Below are 25,095 nucleotides of genomic sequence, written 5' to 3' on the forward strand. Positions count from 1 at the left end.
CGGACGCTAGGCTCACTACCACATTAGGCCAGATCAAGGAGAGCAACCGATGCCGTGTAATACGCTTCGCATTCCGTACGGCCCGGACCCGGAACAGTACGCCGAACTCACGCTGCCGCAGGAGCCCGGGCACGACGGCGTGGTGGTCATCATCCACGGCGGCTACTGGCGCGCTCGGTACACCGCGGAGCTGGGCCGGCCCGAAGCAGAGGACCTCGCAGCCCGCGGCTTCGCCTGCTGGAACCTGGAATACCGGCGGGCCGGCAACGGCGGCGGATGGCCGGAGACCTTCGAGGACATCAGCGCCGGTATCGATGCGCTGGAACCCGCAGCCCGGGAGCACGGGCTGGACCTTTCCCGCGTCACCGTGCTCGGGCATTCCGCCGGCGGGCACCTGGCCGTCTGGGCCGCGGGCCGCAGCGGCGCCGCGGTCCCCGTCACCGCCGTCGTCAGCCAGGCCGGCGTGCTGAACCTGGCCGAAGCACGGGATCTGTTCCTCAGCGACGGCGCGGTGCGGAACTTCCTCGGGTCCTCCCCGGACGAAGACCCGCACCGGTACCGCAGCGCGGATCCGATGTGCCGGCTTCCGCTGCCGGTGCCCGTCATCGCCCTGCACGGCGACGCCGACGCCCACGTTCCGCTGAGCCAATCCGCCGGGTTCGTGCAGGCCGCGAAGGACAGCGGTTCGCCGGCCGAGCTGCGGATGGTTTCCGGCGACCACTTTGCCCTGATCACGCCGGGCACCCCGGCCTGGGCCGCCGTCGTCGAAGCGGTGACTGAGGCGGCTGAAGTGCCCCTGTTTTAAGGAAACCCGGCGGCTGCTCTGTTAGGTTGAGCCTGTGCTCACAGTAATTGGCGAAGCCCTCGTGGACGAGGTTCTCAGCGATACCACCCCCAAACGATCCCATCCCGGCGGCAGCCCGCTCAACGTGGCAGTAGGCGTTGCCCGGCTGGGCCGTCCGGTCCAGTTTGTGGGCCGCTACGGCACCGACGAGTACGGACTGCTGATCCAGGAACACCTGCGCGCCAACTCCGTGCTGACCCCGCTGCCGCAGGATGACCTGCCCACCAGCGTGGCCACCGCCGTCCTGGATCCTGCCGGGGGTGCCCGCTACACCTTTGACCTTCAGTGGCAGCTGCCCTCCCTGGCCGAAGCGCTCCCGCAGCTGCTGGACGGCACCACTCTGCTGCACACCGGCTCCATTGCCGCCATGCTCAGCCCCGGCGCGGACGCCGTGCTGCACGCGGTGGAACGGGCGCGGCCCACGGCCACCATTACCTACGACCCCAACTGCCGGCCCTCGATCATCACCGATGTGGCCTATGCCAGGGAACAGGCGGAGAAATTTGTTGCCCTGGCGGACGTCGTCAAAGCCTCCGACGAGGACCTCGCCTGGCTGTATCCCCAGGACAGCCCGCAGGACGCCGCGCGGCGCTGGCTGACCATGGGCCCGGCAATTGTTGCCGTCACCAGCGGCTCCAAGGGAGCCTGGGCTGTGACCGCCGCCGGAGAATCCTCCGCGTCCGTTCCGCCGGTTACCGTCGTGGATACCGTGGGAGCCGGGGATTCGTTTATGTCCGCCATGCTCGTTTCGCTGATGGATCTGGAACTCGACGGCGGTGCCCGCCGTCCCGAGCTGGCCCGGATTGGTGCCGCAGATCTGGACGCCGTGCTGAATTTCGCTGTCCGGGCCTCCGCCGTCACGGTTTCCCGGGCCGGGGCCAACCCTCCCTCACGCGCCGAACTTTCCTGATTCCGGGCGCCTTTCCACTTCAAAGGAGATCATCATGCAGGATTACGATCCGTACGAAGCACTTCCTTCCGTGCCGGCCTTCACAGTAACCAGTGAGGACTTTGGCAACATGGAACCGTTTGCCGCGGCGCAGTACAGCGGCAAAATGGGCATTCCCGGTGGACAAGACGCCTCTCCTCAGCTGAGCTGGTCCGGCGCTCCGGAGGGGACCAAGAGCTTCGCCGTGACCATGTTTGATCCGGACGCGCCCACGGCCAGCGGTTTCTGGCACTGGGCCGCCTTCAACATTCCGGCTTCCACCACGTCGCTGCCCGGCAATGCCGCCAACGCGGATGAACTGCCCCGGGGCACCGTGCAGCTGCGGAACGACGCCGGGTTTGCCGGTTTTGTGGGCGCGGCACCGCCCCCCGGCCACGGCCCGCACCGTTACATTGTGGTGGTGCACGCCGTCGACGTGGAGACCCTCGACGTCCCCGCCGACGCCGCCCCCGCCTACCTGGGCTTCAACCTGTTCACCCACACCCTGGCGCGGGCCCGCATTGTGGGCCTGGCCGAGGTGGCCGCGGCCTGAGCCGACGCCGCAACCGGTCTTCCGGTGCGGATAGGCTGGAAGCCTGCGCAACTGCGCGAAACCACAGCGAATGAACGAGGTGCCGGGTGCGTCTGGTGGCAAGTGACCTGGACGGGACCATCGTGGGTCCGGACAACAGGATCAGTGACCGGACCGTGCGTGCCTTCCGGGACTGCGCGGACGCGGGAATCGACATCGTTTTTGTCACTGGACGGCCGCCGCGCTGGTTGAAACCGCTCTCGGAGGCCCTGGGCCACGCGGGCACCGTCATCTGCTCCAACGGAGCCATTACCTATGACCTGGGCGCCGAGCGGCTGATCAAAGCTCAGGCCATGTCCCTGCCGGACCTCTTTTCCGCGGCTGACATCATCCGGGAACTGTATCCGGCGGTCCGGTTCGCCGCCGAGACCGTGGACGGCTTCCATCTTGGCCCGGGCTTCGTGGAAGCCGGTTCCGAAGAACTGCCGGGAGCTGCCATCCCCGCTCCGCTGGAATCCAGCCTCACCGAAGCGGACACCGTGGTGAAATTCCTGGCCCGGGTGGACGGCACTTCACCGGATGATTTCCTGCAGCGGGTCCGGCCCGCGGTGGCACACCTGGTGTCCACCACACACTCCGCCCCCGCCGTCGCACTGCTGGAAATGTCCCTGCACGGCCTGAACAAGGCGGTCACGCTGGCAGACTACGCTGCGTCCCGGGACATTGATTCCGCAGATGTGGTGGCCTTCGGCGACATGCCCAATGACGTGCAGATGCTGCAGTGGGCCGGCTGCGGCTACGCGATGGCCTCCGGCCACCCCGAGGCGCGGGCCGCAGCGGACAGGGTGGCTCCGGCGTTTGCGGACGACGGCGTTGCGCAGGTCCTGGAAGCGCTCCTGCGCGGGCAGTGACCGGCTCAGGGTTCCATCTGCCGGTGACGTGACTGCAGCAGCCGGTGAGCGGTAATAACCACGGCCAGCCAAGCCAGCCCCAGCGTCCAGGCCACCAGGACGTCGGTGAACCAGTGGTGGCCCAGATAAACCCGGCTCAGGCCCACCGCGAAAGCGAACGCGCCCGCGATGGCCACGGTGAGGATCTTTTTGCCCCTGCTGTGCAGGTGCAGAACGACCAGGTAGGCGACCACCCCTGCAATCACCACGGCGTTGAGGGAGTGGCCGCTCGGAAAGGAGGGTGAGTGCTCGTACGGCGGCACCGCATCTGCCAGATCAGGCCGGAGCCTTCCGACCAGGTCCTTGCCGGCCACAGTCATCAGCAGCGATCCGGCGGCTGCCGGGACCATCATCAGCACCGGCGTCCAGGAACGCCAGCGCAGCACCATGATCATGAGGGCCGCTGCGGCCAGGAGGGGCATGCCCACGGTTCCCGCCAGATGGGTGAACGCCGTGACCGCGCCGTCCAGGCCCGGGGAGCGCAGGGCGAGTGCCACGTCCAGCAGCGGCTGGTCCAGATTCGCGACGCCGTCGGATTCGGCGACTGACTCGTACACCTCTGCTGATCCCAGGGTGAGGAGGATGGCCGGGACCAAGCCAAGCACGAGAGTCATCAGCACTGCGGCGTAAGGGGAGGTCCAGCGGGCCAGCCGGCGGAAGGCCCCGGCCAGCCATCCGGGGAGGTGCGCAGGGGAGGTGTTGCCGGGCGGTGGGGGAGCTGAGTTGTTCCGGGTCATGGAGCCAGTATTCCCAACCGCCGGCAGAGCCATTCCAAATTGTTTTCCAGCCCGGCTTTCCAGACTTCCCAGGAATGGCCTCCGGGCAACCTCTGGAAGGTGACGTCCATTCCCGCCTTCTTTACCGCTTCGAACACTGTTTGTCCCTGCGGGGCGTATACGGAATCGTCCGCCCCCACCACCATTATTCCGGCCGAATCCGGGAAGGACTTCCCGGCCAGTACATCCACGGCGTTCTGGTCCGTGAATGCGGAGGCGTTCCCGTTGAAATAGGTCTGGATCAGGGCGTCACGCCCGTCGGGGATGCTGGGCTCGCTTTCGCCCGAAATATCGATGAACGTGGGATACGTTTCCGGATAGTTCACGGCCAGCTGCAGCGAGCAGGTTCCCCCGTAGGAATACCCTGCTACGGCCCACTGGGTTCCGCCGTTCAGGCCCGAGGCCAGATTCTGCCGCACCCACGCCGGTACATCCACCGCCAGATAGGTCGCCGAATCACTCACCTGCGAATCCAGGCACAGCGGCCAGTTCTCGTTGTTTGCGTTGGATGCGTCGGGCATGACAACCACGGGCGCCAGTCCCCCGTGCTGTGCGGCAAAGGAGTCCATCATCTGGACGAGCTCCCCGCCCACCAGCCAGTCCTCGGGGGTGCCGGGCTGACCGTGTATCAGTACCAAAACCGGGAGATTCACCGCTGCCGGAGTCGCCAGATAGGCCGGCGGCAGGTACACCAGCGCCGGATTGGAGGCGTATCCCGAGACGGTGCCCGGTATCTGCACCGGATAGACGCTGCCGCCGGAGGGCATGCCCGGCGGGGCGGTCCAGTTGGCAGAAGTGGAGGCAGGCCTGCCGGCAACTGTCTCCGGGCTGCGCGTTGGCAGGACGCCGGACTGCGGTTCGGGAGGATCAAGCAGGGACTGCAGGGTCGGATATTGGCTGTAAGCGGCATTCACGGAACCTGCCACGGCAATGACCGCCAGCGCCGTGGCCGCCACGGTCAGGAGCCGTCCCCACGTGGAGGATGCCCGCAGCATGCGCGGCACAGCAAGGATTAGCGCCCATATGCCCAGCCAGGCATATACATACAGGTAGCGCGGAAAAGAGGCGTCCCACCAGTCCAGAACAACCTCGGCCAGGACAAAGAGCAGCAGTGTCAGGACACCGGCTGCGGCGGCTGCCGCCGGGGCCACGACCCGCAGATGGCGCTTGCGGCCCCAGATGAGCCAGATCAGGGACAGCGCACCCAGCCCCAAAAGCACTGCCGGCAGGGCTCCGTCCGTCAGGGAAACCTCGTTCAACGGGCGCCGTCCACAATACGCCGCACCAGCGCCAGCCCCTGGGTGAGGGACATGTGCGGCAGGTAGGCCCGGGCAACTGCGTTGCCGATGGCCGGAAGGGCGGCCGGATCCGGATACGCCATGTACAGGGGAACATAGCTGGGCTGAAACTTCGCCTTGAACGCCAGCAGTGAACGAAAGCCGTACACCGGTTCCAAGGTGGCTCCCAGCACGTCTAGAACGGAATCGAGGAGCCTGGAATCTCCGGATGCAGACTCCGCTGGTGTCCCCGTTCCGCTGTTTCCGTTTCCCGTGCCGTTCCCGGTGCCGTGCGCGCTGCCGAGCCGGGAGGCGCGGGCCAGGGGGGCGCCGGACAGACTCAGGATTTCGTAGCCCTCGTCCTGCAGCAGGACAGCGGCTGAGGCAATGAGGAAATCCATTCCGGGACGGAATCCCGCACCGCGCCGGCGCATGAAGTCCAGTGTCCAGCCAACCACCCGGCCGTCCCGGTAGATTGGCAGCCAGGACGTCACAGCATGGACCGTGCCGTCGTGGTCAACGGCCACCAGGCAGCGCACCTCCGGGTCATTGACCTCCTCCAGGCTTCCGAGGGTAAACCCCATCTCCGGCATGTTCTTATCCGCAACCCATTCTTCGGAGATGGCATGCAGCTGGTCCAGCAACGCCAGCGGAGCTGACGCATAGTCGATCCAGTGCGCTTCGATGCCGGCTTTGCGTGCGTGGTTCAGTGCGGTGCGGATGTCCTGGAACTTTTTGCCCTTGAACTCCAGTGACCCCAGCGGAAGAACTGTCTCCTCAGCGACCTGGAGCCGGGCGAAGCCCATCTGGGTCGTTAGGGTTTCCACCTCGCTGTTCACCGAGTAGAAGCAGGGCGTGAGGCCGCTGGCAGTGCAGAACGCGTAAAATCCTTCAACGGTTTGCGCCAGTTCTTCCTGCGGCCCTACCGGCTGGCCCACGGTCAGCGCCACACCGAAATCCGGGCGGAAAGCTACGAAAGAGTTGCCGCTGGGCGCAAACCAGTAGGTGTTTCCGGGCCAGAGTGTCATCCACGCCATGGTCCCCCCGCCATGCGCCTTGAGCAGCTCCCGTGCCCGGTCCTCGTCTGTGACGGAACGGCTGTGCGGCGGCTGTACAAAGGAACGCAGCAGTACCAGGCAGGTAAAAACCCAGAAGAGAACCCCCACGCCCTCGTACAGCACGCTCGCAGTCATTGTCACCGGGAGCAGCCGGGGCGTCGAGGCGCCAATCTCCAGCACCGGGAGGAAACGTTCGGGCAGGTCGGCCAAAAGAGAGCCGGTGGAAGCCCGCGGAGTGAATCCGCCCGGATCCAGCATCCCGCCGACCACATACAAAGCGCTGAGCAGGACGCCGGCTCCCGCCACCCAGACTGCCGCCTGCCGGTAAGTTCCCGGGGGAGCCGCGACCGTGAACAGGCCGCGGGTGGCGGCCAGCATTACCAGCACGGCCAGAGGGACCAGGATGGGCAGGGTCACCGACAGGGCATCCTGGGCCGCACCGAGGTCATAGCGGGCATCCGGGCTGGTATCCGAGAGGTACCGCAGCGCCCGGACGGCAGCCAGGACCGTCATCACGGCCTGCAGCAACAGGGCGCCGGCCCAGGCGAAGCGGCGGCCCCGCCGTAATCCGTCTGCAAAGACCACCAGCAGCACCTGCGGCAGGGTGGCCAGGAAGAATCCGGCAGGTCCGGCCCGCAGCTCCAACCGGGCGGCCCCGCACTCGACGGCCCGCGCCGGATCGGCACACATCTCCGCAAGGGACTGGGGATCGGTGGCCTGAACCGAGGTGCTCAGGAAGCGCAGCACGGCCAGGGGGCCCACCGCCTGCGAACTCAACGCGGAAAGAACCGGGCCCAGTGCGGAGGCTGCTACCACCAGGCCCACCAGGACGCGGGCTTCGCGGCGGCTGGTGACGAGCCGCCCGGGCCATGCCGGCCGCCGCCCAAAAAGGAAGGGACCGGTGAAGACGCCCACGGTTGCCGCGGCCAGGGCAGTCACGCTGTGGAAGGAACCCCCGTACAGCGCCAGCAGGACCAGCAGGGTGAACATTCCCACCCGAACCCGGCGCCGCCAGAGGGTGGACAACCGGGCACTCGTGGCAGCGGCAGCACCGCACACCAGGGCCACCGGCCCGACAAAAGATTCCGATTCCAGCGCCCGCGACCAGTCACCGGTCACGGCGTTGGCGGCGTGGGCAAACCCGATGGCCAGCAGAGCGCCGAGAACCTGGGAGAACAGGGCTGCTGCAGTGAACCGCCCGGAGCCGATCAGCCGTTCGCAGGGCAGGCCAACCAGCAGGATCAGGAGGGTTCCGGAAAGATAACCGGGCAGACCGGAGGCCCAGACACCGGAGAGGACAAGCGCCGGCCAATAAGCGGGAAGGGAATTGGCTGACAATACCACCCAGTTGGCCAGCGGCCCTGCGGGGCCGGTACCCAAACTGCCGGTAAGCGCTCCTGCAAGCCAAAAGACTGCAGTAAAAGCCACGGTCACCGGCGCCCGCTGCACACTGCCGCGCAGCCATTCGGCCGGCCAGCGCAGGCTTCTGCCCAATCTGGACCGTTTCGATGTCGTGGACAAAGTCGCCAAACCCGGTTACCTCCGCACCACTTCGGCTGTCCCGCCGCGGCAATTTTGCGCAGCCTGGGTGGTGCCAGTCTAGGGCGCGGTACGCACGAAGAGGATGCACCGGGCCGGGCATGACACCGGTGTGGATAAAGTACGCAGATGCGATATCCCTACTTTGAGACGCCGGGCCCGCTGGGATTTGCCCACCGCGGCTTTTCCCTCGACGGTTTCGAGAACACCATGAAAGCTTTCCGTGCCGCCGCAGCGCTGGGATTCGGATATCTGGAAACGGACGTGCGCACCACCCGCGACGGCGTGCTCCTGGCTCTTCATGACGCGTCGCTGGACCGGGTTGCCGGTTCCGGGGGCCCGGTGGGCAGCCGCAGCAGCCGGCAGATCCGTGAAGCCCGGGTTGGCGGCAGCGAACCGGTTCCCACCTTCGAGGAACTGCTGACACAGCTTCCCGGGGCGCGCCTGAACGTGGACGTCAAGGACGCGGCCGGATCCGCGGAACTCGCCCGGCTGCTGGAGAAGCATCAGGCGCATGACCGCGTGCTGGTGACCTCCTTTTCCGACCGGAGGAGGCTCGCTGCCCTGCGGCGGCTCTCCCGGCCCGTCGCCAGTTCAGCCGGCGCCGTTTTCACCGCCCTGACGGTACTGCTGGCGCCGTTGGGCCTGGCCGGAGTGCTGGCACGGCTGGGACGCTACCAGTGCCTGCAGGTCCCCGAACGGCAGGGGCCGCTGGCGGTGGTCACGCCGTCGTTCCTGCGCCGCTGCCACCGTGCCGGACTGCAGGTGCATGTCTGGACCGTGAATGAGCCCGCTGACATGGTGCGGCTGCTGGACATGGGCGTGGACGGGCTGGTCTCGGACCGGGCCGACCTGCTCGCCGGGATCCTGGAGCCGCGGGGTGTGTGGCCGCAGCAGGACCCGCAGGCAACGGAGGGCTGAGTGGTCCCGAACCGGACCGGAGGGCAATCCCCGCCTGCCAGGGAGTCCCCAACCCCGCGTCCGGAGGGATGGCAGTATGGGGGACATGCGCGTTCTCATAGCTCCGGACAAGTTCAAAGGCTCACTTTCCGCAGGGGAAGCCGCCGCCGCCATGGCAGAAGGCGTGCTCGCCGTCTATCCGGAGGCTGACGTGACGCTTGTTCCCGTGGCCGACGGCGGCGAGGGCACCCTGGAAGCGGCGCTGGCCGCCGGTGCGCAGGAGCGTACCGCCAGTGTGCGCGGACCGCTGGGCGGAAACGTCACCGCACTGTGGGCCCTGAACGGCAGCACGGCCGTGATCGAAACCGCCCGCGCCTCCGGGCTGATGCTGGTGGAACCCTCGGTACAGTCCTCCCTGGCGGCAACCAGCTACGGCAGCGGAGAGCTGATCCGGGAAGCTCTGGACGCGGGAGCCACGGAAATTGTGCTCGGCATCGGCGGCTCCGCAATGACCGACGGCGGCTCCGGCGCCCTGGCGGCGCTGGGGCTGCGGATCCTCGACGCCGCGGGGACCCCGGTGCCCCCGGGAGGAGCCGGTTTGTCGCTCGCCGCTGCCATTGACGTATCCGGCCTGGACCCCCGGCTCGCCGGCGTGCGTGTCCGTATTGCCGCGGACGTCACCAACCCGCTCACCGGGCGGGAGGGAGCAGCGCATGTGTTCGGCGAGCAGAAGGGCGCGGATTCAACTGCGCGGCTGCTGCTGGACGAGGCACTGGTGCGGTGGGCGGCGCTGCTGCGCGAAACCACCGGCGTCGACGTCGATATCGCAGGCGCCGGTGCGGCCGGCGGCTTTCCGTCCGCGTTCCTGGCCTTCACCGACGCTTCACTGGAGGGTGGCTTTGAAGTGATCTCCCGGCTCACCGGACTGGACGAGGCCCTGGCCGCGGCGGACCTGGTCCTGACCGGCGAAGGTTCCCTCGATGAACAGTCCCGCTACGGCAAGGCGCCGCTGGCAGTGGCGGAACGTGCCCGCAGCGCCGGCATTCCGGTGGTGGCCCTTGCCGGCCGCATTACCCTGCCGCCGCACATCCTGGCCGAGTACGGAATCGTATCGGCTGTCAGCATTCTGGACCTGGTGCAGGATCCGGCGGACGCGATGGCCCGGGCCGGGCGTTGGCTGACCCGGGCCACCGTTCAGGCGCTTGAAGGAGCCTAGCCCGGCCTAGGGGTTGGAGCCGGGGGCGGAAACCGGATTCGCTTCCGTCGCCGTGCCGTCGGGGTCGGTACCGCGCCACCGGGCGATTGCACTCATGCCGTGGAAGGCAATGAGCGTGACGCCGGTACCCAGGGCAATGCCGCCGAACTCCAGCCCGGCAACAACCCAGGTGAAGTTGGCGATGGCGATGATCAGTCCCAGGCCAGCAGTGGAAAGGTTGATCGGATTGGAGAAGTTCACCCGGTTGTCCACCCAGATCCGGACGCCCAGAATGCCGATCATGCCGTACAGGATGACCCCGGCTCCGCCCAGCACGCCGCCGGGAACGGTGGCGATCATGGCACCGAACTTGGGGAACAGGCTCAGCAGCACCGCCACGATGCCGGCCACCCAGTATGCGGCGGTGGAGTAGACGCGCGATGCCGCCATGACCCCGATGTTCTCGGCGTACGTTGTGGTGGCGGAACCGCCGCCGGAACCGGCCAGGATCGTTGCCAGGCCGTCGGCCATCAGGGCGCGGCCCGCGTAGGGGTCCAGATCCCGTCCGGTCATGGCGGCCACGGACTTCACATGCCCGACGTTCTCGGCTACGAGCACCAGGACCACGGGCACAAAGAGTCCGATGACGGAGAAGTGGAAGGTCGGGGAGTGGAATTCGGGCAGCCCGAACCAGGCGGCGTCCCGGATGGCCTGGAAGTCCACCTCGTTCTGGAGAACTGCGGCAATGTAGCCCGCAACCACGCCGATCAGGATGGACAGGCGGCCCAGGAAGCCCTTGAAGAGGACTGTGGCCAGCAGGATGACCACCACGGTGACGGTGGCGGTGAGCGGGCCTTTCTCAAAGTTGTCCCGGGCGGAGCCGGCCAGGTTCAGTCCGATGAGTGCCACGATGGTGCCGGTGACTACGGGCGGCATCAGGATTTGAATCCACCTGGTGCCGGCGAGCTGGGCAGCCAGCCCGATCAGGAACAGGGCGGCGCCCGCCATGATGATGCCGCCAAGCGCGCCGCCGGGGCCGTGCTGGCTGGTGGCGGCCATAATGGGGGCAATGAACGCGAAGCTGGATCCGAGGTAGCTCGGAACGCGGCCTGCGGTGATAATCAGGAACAGAATCGTTCCGAGGCCGGAGAACAGCAGGGTGGTGGCCGGCGGGAAGCCGGTCAGCAGGGGAACCAGAAAGGTTGCGCCGAACATGGCCACCACGTGCTGGGAGCCAATCCCAATGGTTCGCGGCCAGCTCAGCCGCTCATCCGGGGCGACATATTCTCCGGGTTTGATGGTCTTGCCGTCGCCGTGAATCGTCCAGGCGGTACCAAATTTGCTCATGGGTGTGCCTTTCGAGGACCCGGGGATGGTTCGTGCAGAATAGTACCGGGCAAAAGCGTGCCGGACGTTATGATGCACCGCAGAAATTTTACCGTAGACAAATCGGGCGGACACAGCCGTTCCCCGGTTCCACCGCGAACGGACGGAACAGCATGGGCATATCAGCAGCAGGGCGCACGGTCCTTGTCACCGGCGCTGCCATGGGCATGGGCCGGCTCTACGCCGAACGTGCCGTGCGGGAAGGCGCCGCCCACGTAATCCTGTGGGACCGCAACGCTGAAGCCCTGGAGGCAACGGCTGCGGACCTGCGGACCCTGGGCAGCGGCGCAGTCCATCCCCATGCCCTGGACGTCAGCTCCCTGGCGGAGGTGACAGCGGCGGCCGAGCGTGTCCGGGCGGAAGCAGGAATCCCCGACGTGCTGATCAACAATGCCGGAATTGTGCGCGGAAAGTACTTTTGGGAGCACACACCTGCGGATATCGACGCCGTCATGGACGTGAACACGCTGGCGCCGATGCAGATCACCCGTGCCTTCCTGCCGGACATGATCGCCCGCCGGACGCCGGCGCGGATCCTGAACGTCGCGTCCGCCTCCGGCACCCTTTCCGTGCCCAAGATGAGCGTGTACACCGCCTCCAAATGGGCGGTCATCGGGTGGAGCGACTCGCTGCGCCTGGAGCTGAATGAAGCCGGCAACGGACACGTGCAGGTGACCACCCTGATTCCGAGCTACATCAAGACCGGCATGTTTGCCGGGGCCCGCGGTCCCCTGATGACGCCGCTGATGGAACCGCAGTACGTGGTGGACCGTGCCTGGTCCGCCCTGATGGACGGCAAAGCGCGGATCCAGCTGCCCTGGACCGTGCCTCTGGGCAGTGCACTGCGCGGACTCCTGCCGCAGCCGCTGTGGGACGTGGTGGCCGGACGCGTGTTCAAGGTCTACCAGTCCATGGACCACTTCACCGGCCGTCCCGCCGCGGACACCCCCGAAACTGGTGCGTCGGTCCGGGAAGGCACCCGATGAGCGCCGCAGCCGTGGAGCAGACCCCGGGACACTTCCCCGGCTCCTCCGTTGCCGCAGTGGTGGCAGCGGTGCGGCGGACGTACGACTCCGCCCGGACCCGCCCCCTGGAGTGGCGCCGGAACCAACTGCGCGGCCTGATCCGCCTGCTGACCGAACGAGAGGCCGAGCTCAACGCCGCCCTGGCACAGGACTTGGGCAAGAACCCGCTGGAGGGTTACCTGACCGAGCTGTCGATCACCCGGGCAGAGGCGGAGTATGCGCTCAAGCACCTGGCACAGTGGACCCGCAGCGCCCGTGTTCCGGTGCCGCTGGGGCTGATGCCTGCGTCCGCCAAGACCGAGCCGCAGCCGCTGGGCGTGGTGCTGATCATTGCGCCGTGGAACTATCCGGTGCAGCTGCTGCTGGCTCCGCTCATCGGGGCGCTCGCCGCAGGCAACGCAGCGGTGCTCAAGCCTTCAGAGCTGGCTCCGGCCACGTCCCGGGCCATGGCCGAGCTGCTGCCGCAGTATCTGGACCCGGACGCCGTCGTCGTCGTGGAAGGCGGGCAGGAGGCCAGCACGGCGCTGCTGGCCGAGCGCTTCGACTCCATTTTCTTTACCGGCGGAGAGCGGGTGGGCCGGATTGTCCTGGAGGCGGCCGCAAAGCACCTGACGCCGGTCACGCTGGAACTGGGCGGGAAATCGCCGGCCGTTGTCCTGGACGGCAATTTCCGGGCCGTTGCCCGCCGCCTGGTGTACGGCAAGCTGCTCAATGCCGGCCAAACCTGCGTGGCGCCGGACTACGTCCTGGTCACCGAGGAGGCGGCACCGAAGCTGCGCAAGCACCTGGTGCGGGCCGTGGCTGAGTTGTTCGGCAAGGACCCCGCGAAGAGCGCGGACCTGGGCCGGATCATCAATGCACAGCACTGGGACCGCCTGCACGGCCTGCTGGACAGCGGAACCGTGCTGGCCGGCGGCCGCGGGGACCGGAACTCGCTCTATCTGGAGCCGACCATCCTGACCGATGTATCTCCGGATTCACCCGTGATGCAGGAGGAAATCTTCGGTCCGATCCTGCCGGTGCTGACCGTGAAGGACCTGGACGAGGCCATTTCCTTCATTAACGTCCGGCCGGTGCCGCTGGCGTCCTACCTCTACACTCAGTCCGCTGCTGCCCGGAAGACCTTTGAACGCAGCGTCCGGGCCGGCAGCGTAAACCACAATGTGAGCACCGTGCAGCTGGCCGTTCCGGGCCTTCCGTTCGGCGGGGCCGGAGCCAGCGGGACCGGCGCCTATCACGGCAAATACACGTTCGACACGTTCAGCCAGCTGCGGCCGGTGTTCACCAAGAGCACTGCCCTGGACACCCTGAAGGTGGCCTACCCGCCGTACAACGGTCTCAAGCGCCGGCTGCTGCGCCGCCTGCTCTGACCCCGTCGCCGACTGACTGAACGAAATAGCAGAAGCGGCACTTCCCGGCCCTGGGAACTGCCGCTTCTGCTATTTCGCGGGGGCGCGGAGGCTAGGAAATGACGCCGTCCACAATGGCCTTGGCCTCGGCCTGTACCTGCTTCAGGTGCTCCAGGCCCTTGAAGGACTCCGCGTAGATCTTGTACACGTCCTCGGTGCCGGAAGGCCGGGCGGCAAACCAGGCGTTCTCCGTGGTCACCTTCAGCCCGCCGATGGGTGCACCGTTGCCCGGAGCTTCAGTCAGCCGGGCCGTGATGTCCTCGCCGGCCAGGGTGGTGGCAGTGACGTCCGACGGCGAGAGCTTGGCCAGCGCCGCCTTCTGCTCCCGGCTGGCGGGGGCGTCCACGCGGGCGTATTCCGGATCGCCGAACTGGGAGGTCAGTTCGCGGTAGCGCTGCGACGGAGTCTTGCCCGTCACGGCGGTGATCTCCGTTGCCAGCAGGGCCAGCAGGATGCCGTCCTTGTCCGTGGTCCAGGGCTTGCCGTCCAGGCGCAGGAAGGACGCACCGGCGGATTCTTCTCCGCCAAAAGCCGCGTCGCCGGAGAGCAGTCCCGGAACAAACCACTTGAAGCCCACCGGGACCTCCATCAGGGTGCGGCCCAGTTCCCCGGTGACCCGGTCGATCATGGAAGAGGAGACCAGGGTCTTGCCCACCATGGCATCCTTCGGCCAGCCCGACCGGTTCCGGTACAGGTAGTCGATGGCGACGGCGAGGTAGTGGTTCGGGTTCATCAGGCCGGCGTCGGGCGTGACAATCCCGTGACGGTCGGCGTCGGCATCGTTGCCGGTGGCAATGTCATATTCGTTGGCGCGCGCGATCAGCGAGGCCATGGCGTACGGGGAGGAGCAGTCCATGCGGATCTTCTCATCCCAGTCCAGCGTCATGAAGGCCCACTGCGGATCAACGTTGGGGTTGACCACGGTCAGGTTCAGCTGGTGCCGCTCGGCGATGGCGCCCCAGTAATCCACCGAGGCTCCGCCCAGCGGGTCGGCGCCGATGTGCAGCCCGGATTCGCGGATGGCATCCAGGTTCAGGACCGAGGGAAGGTCCTCCACATATTTCTGCAGGAAGTCGTAGGTTCCCACGGAGTCGGCCAGCCGGGCCTCGCCGAGCGGAATGCGCTTTACGCCCCGCAGGCCGTTTTCCAGCAGTTCATTGGCACGGTTGGCAATCCAGTTCGTCGCCTCGGAACCGGCGGGTCCGCCGGTGGGCGGGTTGTACTTGAAGCCGCCGTCGGCCGGGGGATTGTGCGAGGGCGTGATGATGATGCCGTCGGCCTCCTCGGTGCGGCCGGAGTTGTACTTCAGGATGGCGTGGCTCAGGGCCGGGGTGGGGGTAAAGCCGTTGCGTGCGTCGATGAGCACGTTGACCCCGTTGCCGGCGAGCACTTCAAGAGCGGTGTTCTGTGCGGGCTCGGACAGTGCGTGGGTGTCCTTGCCCATGAACAGCGGTCCGGTGATGCCCTGGCCGTTCCGGTATTCCACGATCGCCTGGGTGATTGCGGCGATGTGGGGCTCGTTGAAGGCGCCGTTGAGCGAGGAGCCGCGGTGCCCCGATGTGCCGAAAACCACGCGCTGGGCAGGGTTGTTCATGTCCGGCGAGATGTCGTAATAGGCATCCAGGAGGGCGGTCAGATCAACAAGGTCGGAGGGTTCGGCAACTGTGCCGGCACGGTTAGACATACCCCTAAGCATGCCAAATAAATGCGTTCGGCGGCAGAAGGGGCGGCGGAAGGCCCCGAATTCAGGTGCCGCAGCGGCCTTAAACGACGACGACGGCGGAAAACCCGCCGTCGTCGTCGTATCCCCGTGAGGGGTGAGGGTGCTTAGCGCACGCCGCCCATGAGCTTCTTGATGGCCGGGGTGCCCGCGGCCAGCGCAACGCCGATGACAATCGCGGTGATGCCGCTGAACAGGAAGTAGCTGACCTCGGTTTCGGGGTCGTAGAACTGTGCCAGCCAGCCGGCCAGGGTGGTGCCCAGCGAGACCGACAGGAAGAACAGTGCCACCATCTGGGTCCGGAAGATCTCCGGAGCCAGTTTGGTCGCCACGGACAGGCCGATCGGGGAGATGAACAGTTCGGCAAAGGTGAACAGCAGCAGGATGACAACCAGGGCCAGCAGCGGGGTGCTGCTGGGTCCGCCGCCGGAGAACGGAATGAAGGCCAGGAATGCCAGGCCCATTACGGCCAGTCCCATGGCGAACTTCAGCGGGGAGGAAGGCTGGCGGTCGCCCAGCTTGGTCCAGACGGTGGCGAATACAGCCGCGAAGATGATGATGAAGATCGGGTTGATCGACTGTACCCAGCTCGGCGGCATTTCCCAGCCGAAGATGCGGCGGTCCAGGGACGTGTCAGCGTAAAGGGCAACCACCGTGAACTGCTGCTGGAAGAGGGCCCAGAAAGCGGCACTGGCGATGAACAGCGGCATGAAGGAGTACACGCGGCGGCGCTCGACGCGGTCCACCTTCGGGCTGCGCAGGATGATCACGAAGTAAGCGATGGAAGCAAGGATGGCTACAACTGCCATAACCACTGCAAGGTTCTCCGCCTTGAGCAGGCCAAAGACCACGGCCAGGGCAATGATGACGATTGCGCCAACGGCAATGCCGGCCATGGTGCCGAACTTGCTGCGCGGCAGCGGGTTGGTCACCTGGTGCGCAGACTCGGGCAGGTACTTGCGGGTCAGGCCGTACTGGACCAGGCCGATGGCCATGCCCAGGGCAGCCAGGCCGAAGCCGTAGTGGAAGCCGAGCTTCACCTGGGCCAGGCCGGTAAGCAGCGGGCCCACCAGGGCGCCCAGGTTGATGCCCATGTAGAAGATGGAGAAGCCGGCGTCGCGGCGTTCGTCCTTCTGGTCATACAGGGTTCCCACCAGGGAGGTGGCATTGGCCTTGACGCCGCCGGAGCCGAGGGCAATCAGGATGAGGCCGGCGGCCAGTCCCGCGGCGCCCGGGAGGACGGCCAGGGAAATGTGGCCGAGCATAACGAGGGCTGCCGAGTAGAAGAGCACCCGCTCGGATCCGAGGACGCGGTCCGCGAGCCATGCACCAATGATTGTGGACAGGTACACGCCACCGCCGTACGCACCAACCAGCGACGTAGCAACGGCAATATCGATGCCGAGGCCGCCGTCGGTGACCGAGTAGTACATGTAGTACAGCAGGATGCCCTGCATGCCGTAGAAGGAGAACCGTTCCCACAGCTCGACGCTGAAGAGGTTCGCGAGCATGCGCGGATGGCCAAAGAAGGACTTGCGGGCCGGCGTGGCGGCTGAGGTGCTGGGATTAGAACTCACAATTGCATGTTCCCACCGGAATATGTGTGGGTTGAAGTGGGAGCAGGTTAGTTTTCGCGCAATTTGGCGGAACGCACTGGAGGAACCGTGTGAAATGTCACTCTCGTTGCGCGCCTTGCCGCTCTGTTACGGACCTGGGCGGGAAACATCGGGAAAAGGTGCGCTATAGTGTCCTGTTTACTTTCCCAGCTGGGCGGCGACGGCGAGCAGTTCTGCTTCCGCCCCGGGGCGCCCGATCAGCTGGATTCCCATGGACAGTCCGCCTTCGGTGCGGGCAGTGGGAAAGGTGATGGCGGGAAGCCCGCACACATTCACCATGGAAGTGAAGGGCGAGTACCGGCACTGCCGTTCATAATCTTCGATCCCGCGGGCATCTTCATCCAGGCTCTCATCCCAGTACCACCCGATGGGGCGAGGCGTCATGCCCAGCGCCGGCGTCAGGATCATGTCATAGGCGCTGTAGGCGCGGATGGTGTCTTCCTCGAATCGGCGGAGAATCTCCATTGCCGTGACCAGGTCGGCTGCGGTGCGCTGCTGCGCACGCCTGCGGACAGCGGCCGTAAGGGGCAGAAGGCGCTGTTCGCCGCCGTCCGGCAGTTCCAGGGTGGACAGGCCGGCCGTCCAGACGGCCTGAAAGGCTTCGGGATAACGCTCGTCGTAACTCAGGCGGGCCGGCACGACGTCGTGGCCGGCGCCGAGGAGGGCTTCCACTCCGGCATCCAGCGCCTGGACGGCCTCGGGTGCCAGGGTGATTTCGAGCCGGGACGAAAACGGCGAGAGTGTGCTGACGCCAATCCGGAAGCGGCCGTCGGCGCGTTCTGCGGCGGACAGGAAGGTTGTGTCCGCCGGCGCTGCGGAGGTTGCGTGCCAGTTGGGCTCGGCCACCATGGCGTCCAGCAGCAGGGCCGCGTCCGCAGCTGTGCGGGCCAGGGGGCCGGCCACCACAAACTGGCCCAGATCGGTCTGCCCTGATCCGGAAGGCACCCGGCCCCGGTTGGGCTTGAGACCGACAAGGCCGGTGGCTGCCGCCGGAATGCGTACTGAACCGCCGCCGTCGGTACCCGGTGCGAAGGGCAGCATTCCTGCCGCCACCGCGGCGGCACTGCCCCCGCTTGAGCCGCCCGGACTGAGATCTCGGTTCAGCGGATTCCGGGCGGGCGGTCCCACCAGATTTTCGCTGTAGCTGCTGAGCCCGAACTCCGGGACCTGGGTCTTGCCCAGGCTGATGGCGCCAGCCCGGCGCAGGACGGAGGGAAGGGGACTGTCCGCCTCCGGCGTATACGGCGGCAGCGCGGCGGTTCCCAAAGTGGTTGGTATGCCGGCGACGTCGGTCAGGTCCTTGTGCGCCAGCGGCATTCCGTGGAGCAGTCCCAGCGGTTCGCCGCGGGCAAAGCGCTCATCGGCCGCTGCGGCTTCGGCCAGAGCAGTTTCCGGTGTGACAAGCAGGAACGCACCCAGGGCAGGATTCAGCTCCTCGATGCGCCGGAGGAAATGCCCGGTGACTTCCCGTGCGCTGATCTCTCCGAAGGCGAGCCGGTTCCGCAGCTGCAGTGCCGTGTTTTCCTGCAGGTCCAGAGGTGGCGCGGGATGGGGCTGGGCGGACATGTGACCTCCGGGACGGGCGTTTATTTTCCGGGCAGGGCTCCCACTATAGGCTGGGAGAAAGTTCACCACGGGGCGTTCTCTCGGATGCCCCGGACGAAAGGACAGGAACCGGAAAATGGAAAGCGTATCGGTAGACGCCATCAGCAAGGATGCCAAGATCCTGGATGTGCGTGAAGACTACGAATGGGAAGCCGGCCATATTGACGGCGCCCTCCACATTCCGCTGGGCACCCTTCCCGACCGCCTGGATGACCTGGATCCCGATCAGGACCTGGCTGTTATCTGCCGCAGCGGAGGACGCAGCGCGAAGGCAACTGCCTGGCTGGAATCCCACGGCTACACCGCCGTCAATGTGAACGGCGGCATGGGAGCCTGGCTGGAAGCCGGGAAGCCCATGGTCTCCGACAACGGCCAGGACCCCACCGTCGTATGAGTTCATCGCTGCGCTCACCGGCGGATCCAACAGCCTCAGAGATGACCTACACCTATCTGGGGCCGGAAGGCACCTTCACGGAGGCCGCGCTTCTGCAGGTCCCCGGTGCTGAGGCGTCCGTACGGATTCCGGCTACGAGTGTGACCGCCGCGCTGGAGATGGTGCGCACCGGACGCGCGGATGCCGCCGTCGTGCCCATTGAGAACTCGGTGGAGGGTGGCGTCAGCGCCACCCTGGATGCCGTCTCCGCCGGTGAGCCGCTGCGGATCCTGCGGGAAATCCTGGTTCCGATCACCTTTGTCCTGGCGGCCCGGCCGGGCAGCGGGCTGGCTGATATCGGTACGGTCTCCACCCATTCGCACGCCTGGGCGCAGTGCCGGGAGTGGGCGAATAAGAATATTCCGCAGGCTGAATATATCCCCGCACCCTCCACTGCCGCCGCGGCCGTGGGCCTGAAAGCCGTGGATCAGGCCTTTGATGCTGCCATTTGCTCACCCCTGGTGGCGCAGCGGCTGGGCCTGAACGTCGTGGCCACGGATATCGGCGATATTGCCGACGCCGTAACCCGCTTTGTGCTCGTGAGCCTGCCGACTTCGCTGCCGGCACCCACCGGTGCGGACAAGACCACGCTGGTGGTTCCCCTGCCGGAGGACCACCCGGGTGCCCTGATGGAGATCCTGGACCAGTTTTCCGCGCGGGGGGTAAACCTCAGCCGGATTGAATCCCGGCCTACCGGATTGTTTCTCGGGGATTACTTCTTCAGCATCGACGCCGAGGGGCATATCGCCGATGCCCGGATCGCGGACGCGCTCAAGGGCCTGCACCGGATCAGTCCCAAGCTGCGGTTCCTTGGCTCCTACCCCCGGGCTGACCGCCGGGAACCGGAAATCCCCAAACACAACACCGATGAAGCGTTCCGGTCCGCGGACCGCTGGCTGGCGGGGCTCCTCAAGGACTAATCTCTCCGCAGGAAGAATCACCCAAAGGGGCATCCCCGGAAAGAGAGGTTCACGGTGCGGCTGCGGCGGACTAACTGTGAGCACCCCGGGTACTCCCGGCGCAGATGGGGCCGCGGATTCAGTTACCGCGGGCTGCACGGGGACATCCTGACAGACCGGCAGACGCTGGACCGGATCCGTTCGCTGGCCATTCCTCCGGCGTGGACCAATGTGTGGATCAGCCCCTACGCCAACGGCCACATCCAGGCCACGGGAACGGACGGGGCCGGCAGGCGGCAGTACATCTACCATCCGCACTGGCGGGAGTTGAAGGACCGGGAGAAGTTTGACCGTTCCCTCGCCTTCGCCCAGTCCCTGCCGGCGGCCAGGCGGCTGATCACAAAGCACCTGCGCTCGGACGGCTCCGGCCCGCAGCGCGCCTACGCGGCCGCCCTGCGCATTGTGGACGCCGGTGCGCTGAGGATCGGGGGAGAGCGCTATGCGGAAGCCAACGGATCCTACGGCACCACCACCCTGCGCGTTGAGCACGTCACGGTGCAGGGCGACGAAGTGCGGTTCGATTTCCCCGGCAAGAGCGGGCAGGAATGGCACACCCTGATTAGGGACCCCGACCTGGTGGCGGCGCTGGCGCCCATGCTTGCCCGCTCCAACCCCGACACTGCGCTGGCATATGAGGGAACGGACGGAAAGTGGCACAGTATTTCCGCGTCCCCCCTGAACGCCTTTCTCCGGGAGCTTACCGGCGGGGAGTTTTCAGCCAAGGATTTCCGGACGTGGCAGGCCACAGTGGTGGCAGCCATGCATCTGGCCCGGGCCTTTCCCCTGGCGTCCACGAAGCGGGAGAAGGTGAAAGCCGCGTCGGCAACCGCCCGCAAGGTCGCCGACCATCTGGGAAACACGCCGGCCATTGCCCGCAAGTCCTATGTCGACCCCCGGGTGGTGGATCGGTTTTTTGACGGGGAAGTCATTGATGTGGCGGGGTTTTCAGCCTCGGAGACCGCTGTCCGGCTCATGCTCACGGAATGAGCTGCGCCCTGTCCCGGCTTTTTCTCCGCCCGGCGACGCTTTTCCCGTTCCCGCGTTCATCAGTATGCTGATGGAAGAGGTGCGGCGATTCTCCGTACACAAGGTGCAGGACTGAAAGCTGGTCCTGTCTCAACGTTCAGGAAGGCTAAGCGAATGTCTGAATACCCTAATGAGGAAGAACAGCTGACCGACCCGAAGCCCAGCGGCCAGTCCACCGGCGATGACAACCTGCGCGGTGATGCCGGCGACCAGGGCAACGACATCCGGTTTGCCGAAGAAGAGGCTTTGATCCGCGAACAGGCTTCCCCCGCCTCGCTGGAGCACAACAATGACGGCGAGTACACGGACCGTGACGACGCCGAAAGTGCTCAGGCTTCCCAGCCTGAGGGCGAGTACACGGACCGTGATGACGCCGACCTCGCGAAGTCCTCCCAGCCTGAAGGTGAGTACACGGACCGCGACGACGCCGACGGCGCCAAGCCCGCCCAGAGCGAGGGCGGCTACACGGACGCCGAGGGCACCCAGGACTAGTTTCGTCCGCCTGCCCGGCCCGGGGAACGCGCACCGCTGTGCGCCAACTGCGGCCGGAGCGGCTGCTGGTCCGGTGAAGGTGCCCGGACCAGCAGCGCCAGGGGATCCACCTGGACCCGAACAGTGGTGGCGGCTCCGGTCAGGTCTCCGTCCAGCTGGGTCTGCGTAGGCTGCGCCACGCGGATCTCCACCGTCTTCGCCCGGCGGTAATCGATCACCGGGATCTTCCGGGGATTCTTTGTGACCACCTTGCCCGCAACCCAGAGCCATCCGGCCAGGCTGCGCGGTGACATGACCACAACGTCCAGCAGTCCGTCGTCCATCCTGGCTTCCGGAATGAAATCGATCCCGGCGGGCAGCCGGCCAAGATTCGCGAAGAGGACGCTGCGGACCTTGCGGGCCACCGGCGGTTCGCCGTCCACCGAAATACTCATGCGGGTCCGGCGCCCGGGCAACAGCCGCACGCCCGCTTCGCTGTAGGCCAGCCAGCCCACCCGCTTCTTCAAATCATCCCGGGTGGCCGCAATAACCTCGGCATCAAGGCCGATTCCGCCCATCACCAGGAACGCGCTGCTGCTGTGGTCGCCGTTGTCCGAGTTTTCAAAGCTGATGGTGCCCATGTCGATGCGCCGCTGATCTCCGTGCAGCGCCGTGCGGATTGACGCCGGAAGATCAGCCACCGGCAGCCCCAGATTGCGCGCCAGGAGGTTTCCCGTTCCCAGCGGCAGCAGTCCGAGCGCCGCCTCAGTGTTGGCCAGGGCGCGTGCCACCTCGCGGACGGTTCCGTCGCCGCCGCCGGCAACTACGACGTCGGCTCCCTGCTCCACTGCCAGCCGCGCCTGTTCGTACCCGGGGGACTGGCGGGTGGTCTCCAGGATCAGGGGCGGGTCCCACCCCGCCAGCTCACACGCCTGGGCGAGCAGCGCGCGCGCCGCCGGCGCCTGCACCTTGACGGGGTTGAGCACCATGGCCACCCGCTGGTGGCCGGGGGCAAGTGTCTTGACGATGACCCGCCCGGCGGCAAGACGCCGGCGCCGCTGCAGCCCGGCCCAAACTGACAGGGCAACCAGGGCAGCGGCCAGCAGTGCCAGAAGGACGATCAGGGGCGTAGACATAGTGGTTCCCAGCCTAACCCCGGCCGGTGCCTGCCCCTGTCCGGCTTTTGGGTACTCTTGAATCGTGATCGATGTAAATGAGCTCCGCGAAAACCCGAATAAATTCCGAGCCTCCCAGCGCGCCCGCCAGGCGGACGAGTCCCTGGTGGATGCGATCATCGCTGCCGACGCCGCGCGCCGTGATGCACGCACCAGGTTTGAAAACCTGCGCGCCGAGCAGAACGCCTTCGGCAAGCGCGTCGCCAAAGCCAAGGGTGAGGAAAAGCAGGCACTCCTGGCCGAGGTCAAGGAACTTGCCGGTGCCGTGAAGGCAGCCGGTGCTGAGGCCGATGCCGCCCAGGCCGAATCCGATGCGCTGCTGCGCCGGATCCCCAACCTGATTTCCGACGGTGTTCCCGCCGGCGGGGAGGATGACTTCGAGGTCGTCAAGACAGTCGGCACGCCGCGGAACTTCGAGGCCGAAGGCTTCACGCCCCGCGACCACCTGGAAATCGGTGAGCTCCTCGGTGCCATCGACATGGAACGCGGCGCCAAGGTTTCCGGCTCACGGTTCTACTTCCTGCGCGGCGTGGGTGCCCGCCTGGAGCTGGCCCTGCTGAACATGGCGATGGATCAGGCCGTCCAGGCCGGTTTTGTGCCCATGATTACTCCCACCCTGGTCCGCCCCGAAACCATGCAGGGCACCGGCTTTGACGTGGCGCACGACGCCGAGATCTACCGTCTCGCCGAAGACGACCTGTACTTGGTGGGCACCTCCGAGGTGCCGCTGGCCGGCTACCATGCCGATGAAATCCTGGACCTGAACGGCGGTCCGGTCCGCTACGCCGGCTGGTCATCCTGCTACCGCCGTGAAGCCGGATCACACGGTAAGGACACCCGCGGAATCATCCGCGTCCACCAGTTCAACAAAGTGGAAATGTTCATCTACACCAAGCCCGAAGACGCCGCTGCCGAGCACCAGCGCCTGCTGGCCTGGGAAGAGGAGATGCTGGCCAAGGTGGAGCTGCCCTACCGGGTGATTGACACCGCTGCCGGAGATCTTGGAATGTCCGCCGCCCGCAAGTTTGACTGCGAAGCCTGGGTTCCCACCCAGAACGCCTACCGCGAGCTCACTTCCACCTCCAACTGCACCACGTTCCAGGCCCGGCGCCTGAACATCCGTGAACGCCAGGAGGGGGAGGGCAAGGGCACCCGTGCCGTCGCCACCCTCAACGGCACCCTGGCCACCACCCGGTGGATCGTGGCCATCCTTGAGCACCACCAGAACCCGGACGGCTCCGTCAACGTTCCGGCTGCGCTGCGGCCCTACCTCGGCGGTCTGGAAGTACTTCCCGTCCTGTAGGCCGCCGGTGCTGAGCAGGCCCTGTTTCGCCAAAGCCGGAACAGGGCCTGCTTTGACCTCACCTGCACACATATGTGAGCCGCGTCCTTTCCGGATCTGCGGTCATCTGTTTAAATGAGGCGATGACTATTTTGACGAGCACCGGCACCGAAGACCGGCAGAATCCTGACCGTTTTGTTCACCTCGTGGCACTGGATGTGGACGGCACCCTAGTGGACCACGACGGACATATGTCCCCGGGTGTCCGCGAATCCGCAGAGGCGGCAATTGCCGCCGGCCACCAGCTGGTGATTGCCACCGGCCGGTCCTACGGCGCGGCACTTCCCGTCCTGGAGCGCCTGGGCATCACCAAGGGGTACTGCGTCGCCTCCAACGGCGGCGTCACCCTGCGTGTGGACACCTCCCTGCCGGACGGTTACGAAGTGATCGACCGCGTGGTTTTTGATCCCAAACCGGCACTGGACGCACTGCGGATCACGCTGCCCACCGCCAAGTTCGCGCTCGAAGATTCCTCCGGCAACTTCCTTTCCACCGAGCGCTTCCAGGACGCCAGCTTCGGTGTGGAGGCTCAGGCAGTGGACTTTGAACGGCTGCGCAGCGCCGAAGCGGTGCGCGTGGTGGTCTTCAGCGTCGACTCCACGGCCGAAGAATTCGGCGAGGCCGTCCGGGCCATCGGCCTGCACGGCGTGACCTACTCCGTAGGATGGACGGCCTGGCTGGACATCGCCGCCGAGGGCGTCACCAAGGCCAGCGCCCTGGAAAAGGTGCGCAGCAGCCTCGGCATTGACCGCAAGTACACGGTTGCCATGGGTGACGGCCGCAATGACATTGAAATGCTCGGCTGGGCCGCCCGCGGGGTAGCCATGGGGCAGGCTCCGCAGGAAGTGCTGGAAGCCGCCACCGAAGTGACGGGAACCGTCTACGAAGACGGTGCCGCCACGGTGCTGCGCAGCCTCGCCGCCGGATAG

At 66.4% G+C, this 25,095-nt stretch carries 22 protein-coding genes; 14 read left to right on the plus strand and 8 right to left on the minus strand.

Translation table 11 applies throughout. The features are described 5' to 3' along the window. Window positions 1-49: 49 nt before the first annotated feature. From AC4D2W_RS13725 to AC4D2W_RS13740, 4 genes are all read left to right on the plus strand, one after another. Complete coding sequence (locus AC4D2W_RS13725) at window positions 50-805, plus strand: alpha/beta hydrolase family protein (protein WP_490927490.1); 756 nt, start codon at window positions 50-52, stop codon at window positions 803-805. Window positions 806-839: 34 nt separating this feature from the next. Next, window positions 840-1,754, plus strand: coding sequence for a carbohydrate kinase family protein (locus AC4D2W_RS13730; protein WP_490927491.1), 915 nt, complete (start codon window positions 840-842; stop codon window positions 1,752-1,754). A gap of 34 nt (window positions 1,755-1,788) precedes the next feature. Next, window positions 1,789-2,325 carry a YbhB/YbcL family Raf kinase inhibitor-like protein gene (locus tag AC4D2W_RS13735; protein ID WP_490927492.1) on the plus strand — a complete coding sequence of 179 codons (537 nt, stop codon included), beginning with the start codon at window positions 1,789-1,791 and terminating at the stop codon, window positions 2,323-2,325. A gap of 86 nt (window positions 2,326-2,411) precedes the next feature. Then, window positions 2,412-3,215 (plus strand): HAD family hydrolase, encoded by an 804-nt coding sequence (locus AC4D2W_RS13740; protein ID WP_490927493.1) that lies wholly within the window; start codon window positions 2,412-2,414, stop codon window positions 3,213-3,215. A gap of 5 nt (window positions 3,216-3,220) precedes the next feature. Here AC4D2W_RS13740 and AC4D2W_RS13745 read toward each other — a convergent pair whose 3' ends face one another. Genes AC4D2W_RS13745 through AC4D2W_RS13755 form a run of 3 tightly spaced genes read right to left on the minus strand, consistent with a single transcriptional unit; the run spans window position 3,221 to window position 7,745 of the window. Next, on the minus strand, window positions 3,221-3,991 hold the full coding sequence (locus tag AC4D2W_RS13745; RefSeq protein ID WP_490927494.1) for a phosphatase PAP2 family protein: 771 nt from the start codon (window positions 3,989-3,991) through the stop codon (window positions 3,221-3,223). Further along, a complete protein-coding gene (locus AC4D2W_RS13750; RefSeq protein WP_490927495.1) occupies window positions 3,988-5,289 on the minus strand; it encodes an alpha/beta hydrolase in 1,302 nt (433 codons plus the stop codon). Before AC4D2W_RS13750 ends, AC4D2W_RS13745 begins: the two co-directional genes overlap by 4 nt. Beyond that, on the minus strand, window positions 5,286-7,745 hold the full coding sequence (locus AC4D2W_RS13755) for a bifunctional lysylphosphatidylglycerol flippase/synthetase MprF (RefSeq protein WP_490927496.1): 2,460 nt from the start codon (window positions 7,743-7,745) through the stop codon (window positions 5,286-5,288). Before AC4D2W_RS13755 ends, AC4D2W_RS13750 begins: the two co-directional genes overlap by 4 nt. Window positions 7,746-8,033: 288 nt before the next feature. Here AC4D2W_RS13755 and AC4D2W_RS13760 point away from each other — a divergent pair, with 288 nt between their 5' ends. Next, window positions 8,034-8,825 carry a glycerophosphodiester phosphodiesterase family protein gene (locus AC4D2W_RS13760; RefSeq protein ID WP_490927497.1) on the plus strand — a complete coding sequence of 264 codons (792 nt, stop codon included), beginning with the start codon at window positions 8,034-8,036 and terminating at the stop codon, window positions 8,823-8,825. 85 nt (window positions 8,826-8,910) lie between these two features. Beyond that, window positions 8,911-10,020: a glycerate kinase gene (locus AC4D2W_RS13765; protein WP_490927498.1), complete on the plus strand. Its 1,110-nt coding sequence runs from the start codon at window positions 8,911-8,913 to the stop codon at window positions 10,018-10,020. A 6-nt stretch (window positions 10,021-10,026) separates the two neighbouring features. Here the strand turns inward: AC4D2W_RS13765 and AC4D2W_RS13770 are convergent, their stop codons facing one another. Further along, a complete protein-coding gene (locus tag AC4D2W_RS13770; protein WP_490927499.1) occupies window positions 10,027-11,346 on the minus strand; it encodes a uracil-xanthine permease family protein in 1,320 nt (439 codons plus the stop codon). A 152-nt stretch (window positions 11,347-11,498) separates the two neighbouring features. On the opposite strand from AC4D2W_RS13770, the gene AC4D2W_RS13775 reads away from it, so the two are divergent. Next, window positions 11,499-12,371: an SDR family NAD(P)-dependent oxidoreductase gene (locus AC4D2W_RS13775; RefSeq protein WP_490927500.1), complete on the plus strand. Its 873-nt coding sequence runs from the start codon at window positions 11,499-11,501 to the stop codon at window positions 12,369-12,371. Continuing rightward, window positions 12,368-13,780 carry an aldehyde dehydrogenase family protein gene (locus AC4D2W_RS13780; RefSeq protein WP_490927501.1) on the plus strand — a complete coding sequence of 471 codons (1,413 nt, stop codon included), beginning with the start codon at window positions 12,368-12,370 and terminating at the stop codon, window positions 13,778-13,780. The genes AC4D2W_RS13775 and AC4D2W_RS13780 overlap by 4 nt, the downstream gene beginning before the upstream one ends. Window positions 13,781-13,871: 91 nt before the next feature. Here AC4D2W_RS13780 and pgm read toward each other — a convergent pair whose 3' ends face one another. The 3 genes from pgm to AC4D2W_RS13795 all read right to left on the minus strand — a co-directional run bounded on the left by pgm (window position 13,872) and on the right by AC4D2W_RS13795 (window position 18,721). After that, a complete protein-coding gene (pgm, locus tag AC4D2W_RS13785) occupies window positions 13,872-15,503 on the minus strand; it encodes a phosphoglucomutase (alpha-D-glucose-1,6-bisphosphate-dependent) (RefSeq protein WP_490927502.1) in 1,632 nt (543 codons plus the stop codon). 143 nt (window positions 15,504-15,646) lie between these two features. Then, window positions 15,647-17,050, minus strand: a complete 1,404-nt coding sequence (locus AC4D2W_RS13790; RefSeq protein WP_490927622.1) for a peptide MFS transporter — start codon at window positions 17,048-17,050, stop codon at window positions 15,647-15,649. 243 nt (window positions 17,051-17,293) lie between these two features. Then, window positions 17,294-18,721 (minus strand): amidase, encoded by a 1,428-nt coding sequence (locus AC4D2W_RS13795; RefSeq protein WP_490927503.1) that lies wholly within the window; start codon window positions 18,719-18,721, stop codon window positions 17,294-17,296. Window positions 18,722-18,836: 115 nt separating this feature from the next. On the opposite strand from AC4D2W_RS13795, the gene AC4D2W_RS13800 reads away from it, so the two are divergent. From AC4D2W_RS13800 to AC4D2W_RS13815, 4 genes are all read left to right on the plus strand, one after another. Beyond that, entirely contained in the window at window positions 18,837-19,154 is a 318-nt protein-coding gene (locus AC4D2W_RS13800; RefSeq protein ID WP_490927504.1) for a rhodanese-like domain-containing protein, read from the plus strand. Further along, the gene (gene pheA, locus AC4D2W_RS13805) at window positions 19,151-20,113 is read left to right on the plus strand and encodes a prephenate dehydratase (protein WP_490927505.1); all 963 of its coding nucleotides are present in this window, start codon (window positions 19,151-19,153) and stop codon (window positions 20,111-20,113) included. Before AC4D2W_RS13800 ends, pheA begins: the two co-directional genes overlap by 4 nt. Window positions 20,114-20,167: 54 nt before the next feature. Further along, the gene (locus AC4D2W_RS13810; RefSeq protein ID WP_490927506.1) at window positions 20,168-21,139 is read left to right on the plus strand and encodes a DNA topoisomerase IB; all 972 of its coding nucleotides are present in this window, start codon (window positions 20,168-20,170) and stop codon (window positions 21,137-21,139) included. A gap of 153 nt (window positions 21,140-21,292) precedes the next feature. After that, on the plus strand, window positions 21,293-21,670 hold the full coding sequence (locus AC4D2W_RS13815) for a hypothetical protein (RefSeq protein ID WP_490927507.1): 378 nt from the start codon (window positions 21,293-21,295) through the stop codon (window positions 21,668-21,670). Here AC4D2W_RS13815 and AC4D2W_RS13820 read toward each other — a convergent pair. Continuing rightward, window positions 21,667-22,785, minus strand: coding sequence for a diacylglycerol/lipid kinase family protein (locus AC4D2W_RS13820; protein WP_490927508.1), 1,119 nt, complete (start codon window positions 22,783-22,785; stop codon window positions 21,667-21,669). The genes AC4D2W_RS13815 and AC4D2W_RS13820 overlap by 4 nt on opposite strands. A 64-nt stretch (window positions 22,786-22,849) precedes the next feature. Between AC4D2W_RS13820 and serS the strand changes: the two genes are divergently transcribed. Both serS and AC4D2W_RS13830 read left to right on the plus strand, forming a co-directional pair. Continuing rightward, window positions 22,850-24,127 (plus strand): serine--tRNA ligase, encoded by a 1,278-nt coding sequence (gene serS, locus AC4D2W_RS13825; protein WP_400929929.1) that lies wholly within the window; start codon window positions 22,850-22,852, stop codon window positions 24,125-24,127. Between the two features lie 122 nt (window positions 24,128-24,249). Beyond that, complete coding sequence (locus tag AC4D2W_RS13830; RefSeq protein ID WP_490927509.1) at window positions 24,250-25,095, plus strand: HAD family hydrolase; 846 nt, start codon at window positions 24,250-24,252, stop codon at window positions 25,093-25,095.

Source organism: Arthrobacter sp. TJ-58, assembly GCF_058269295.1.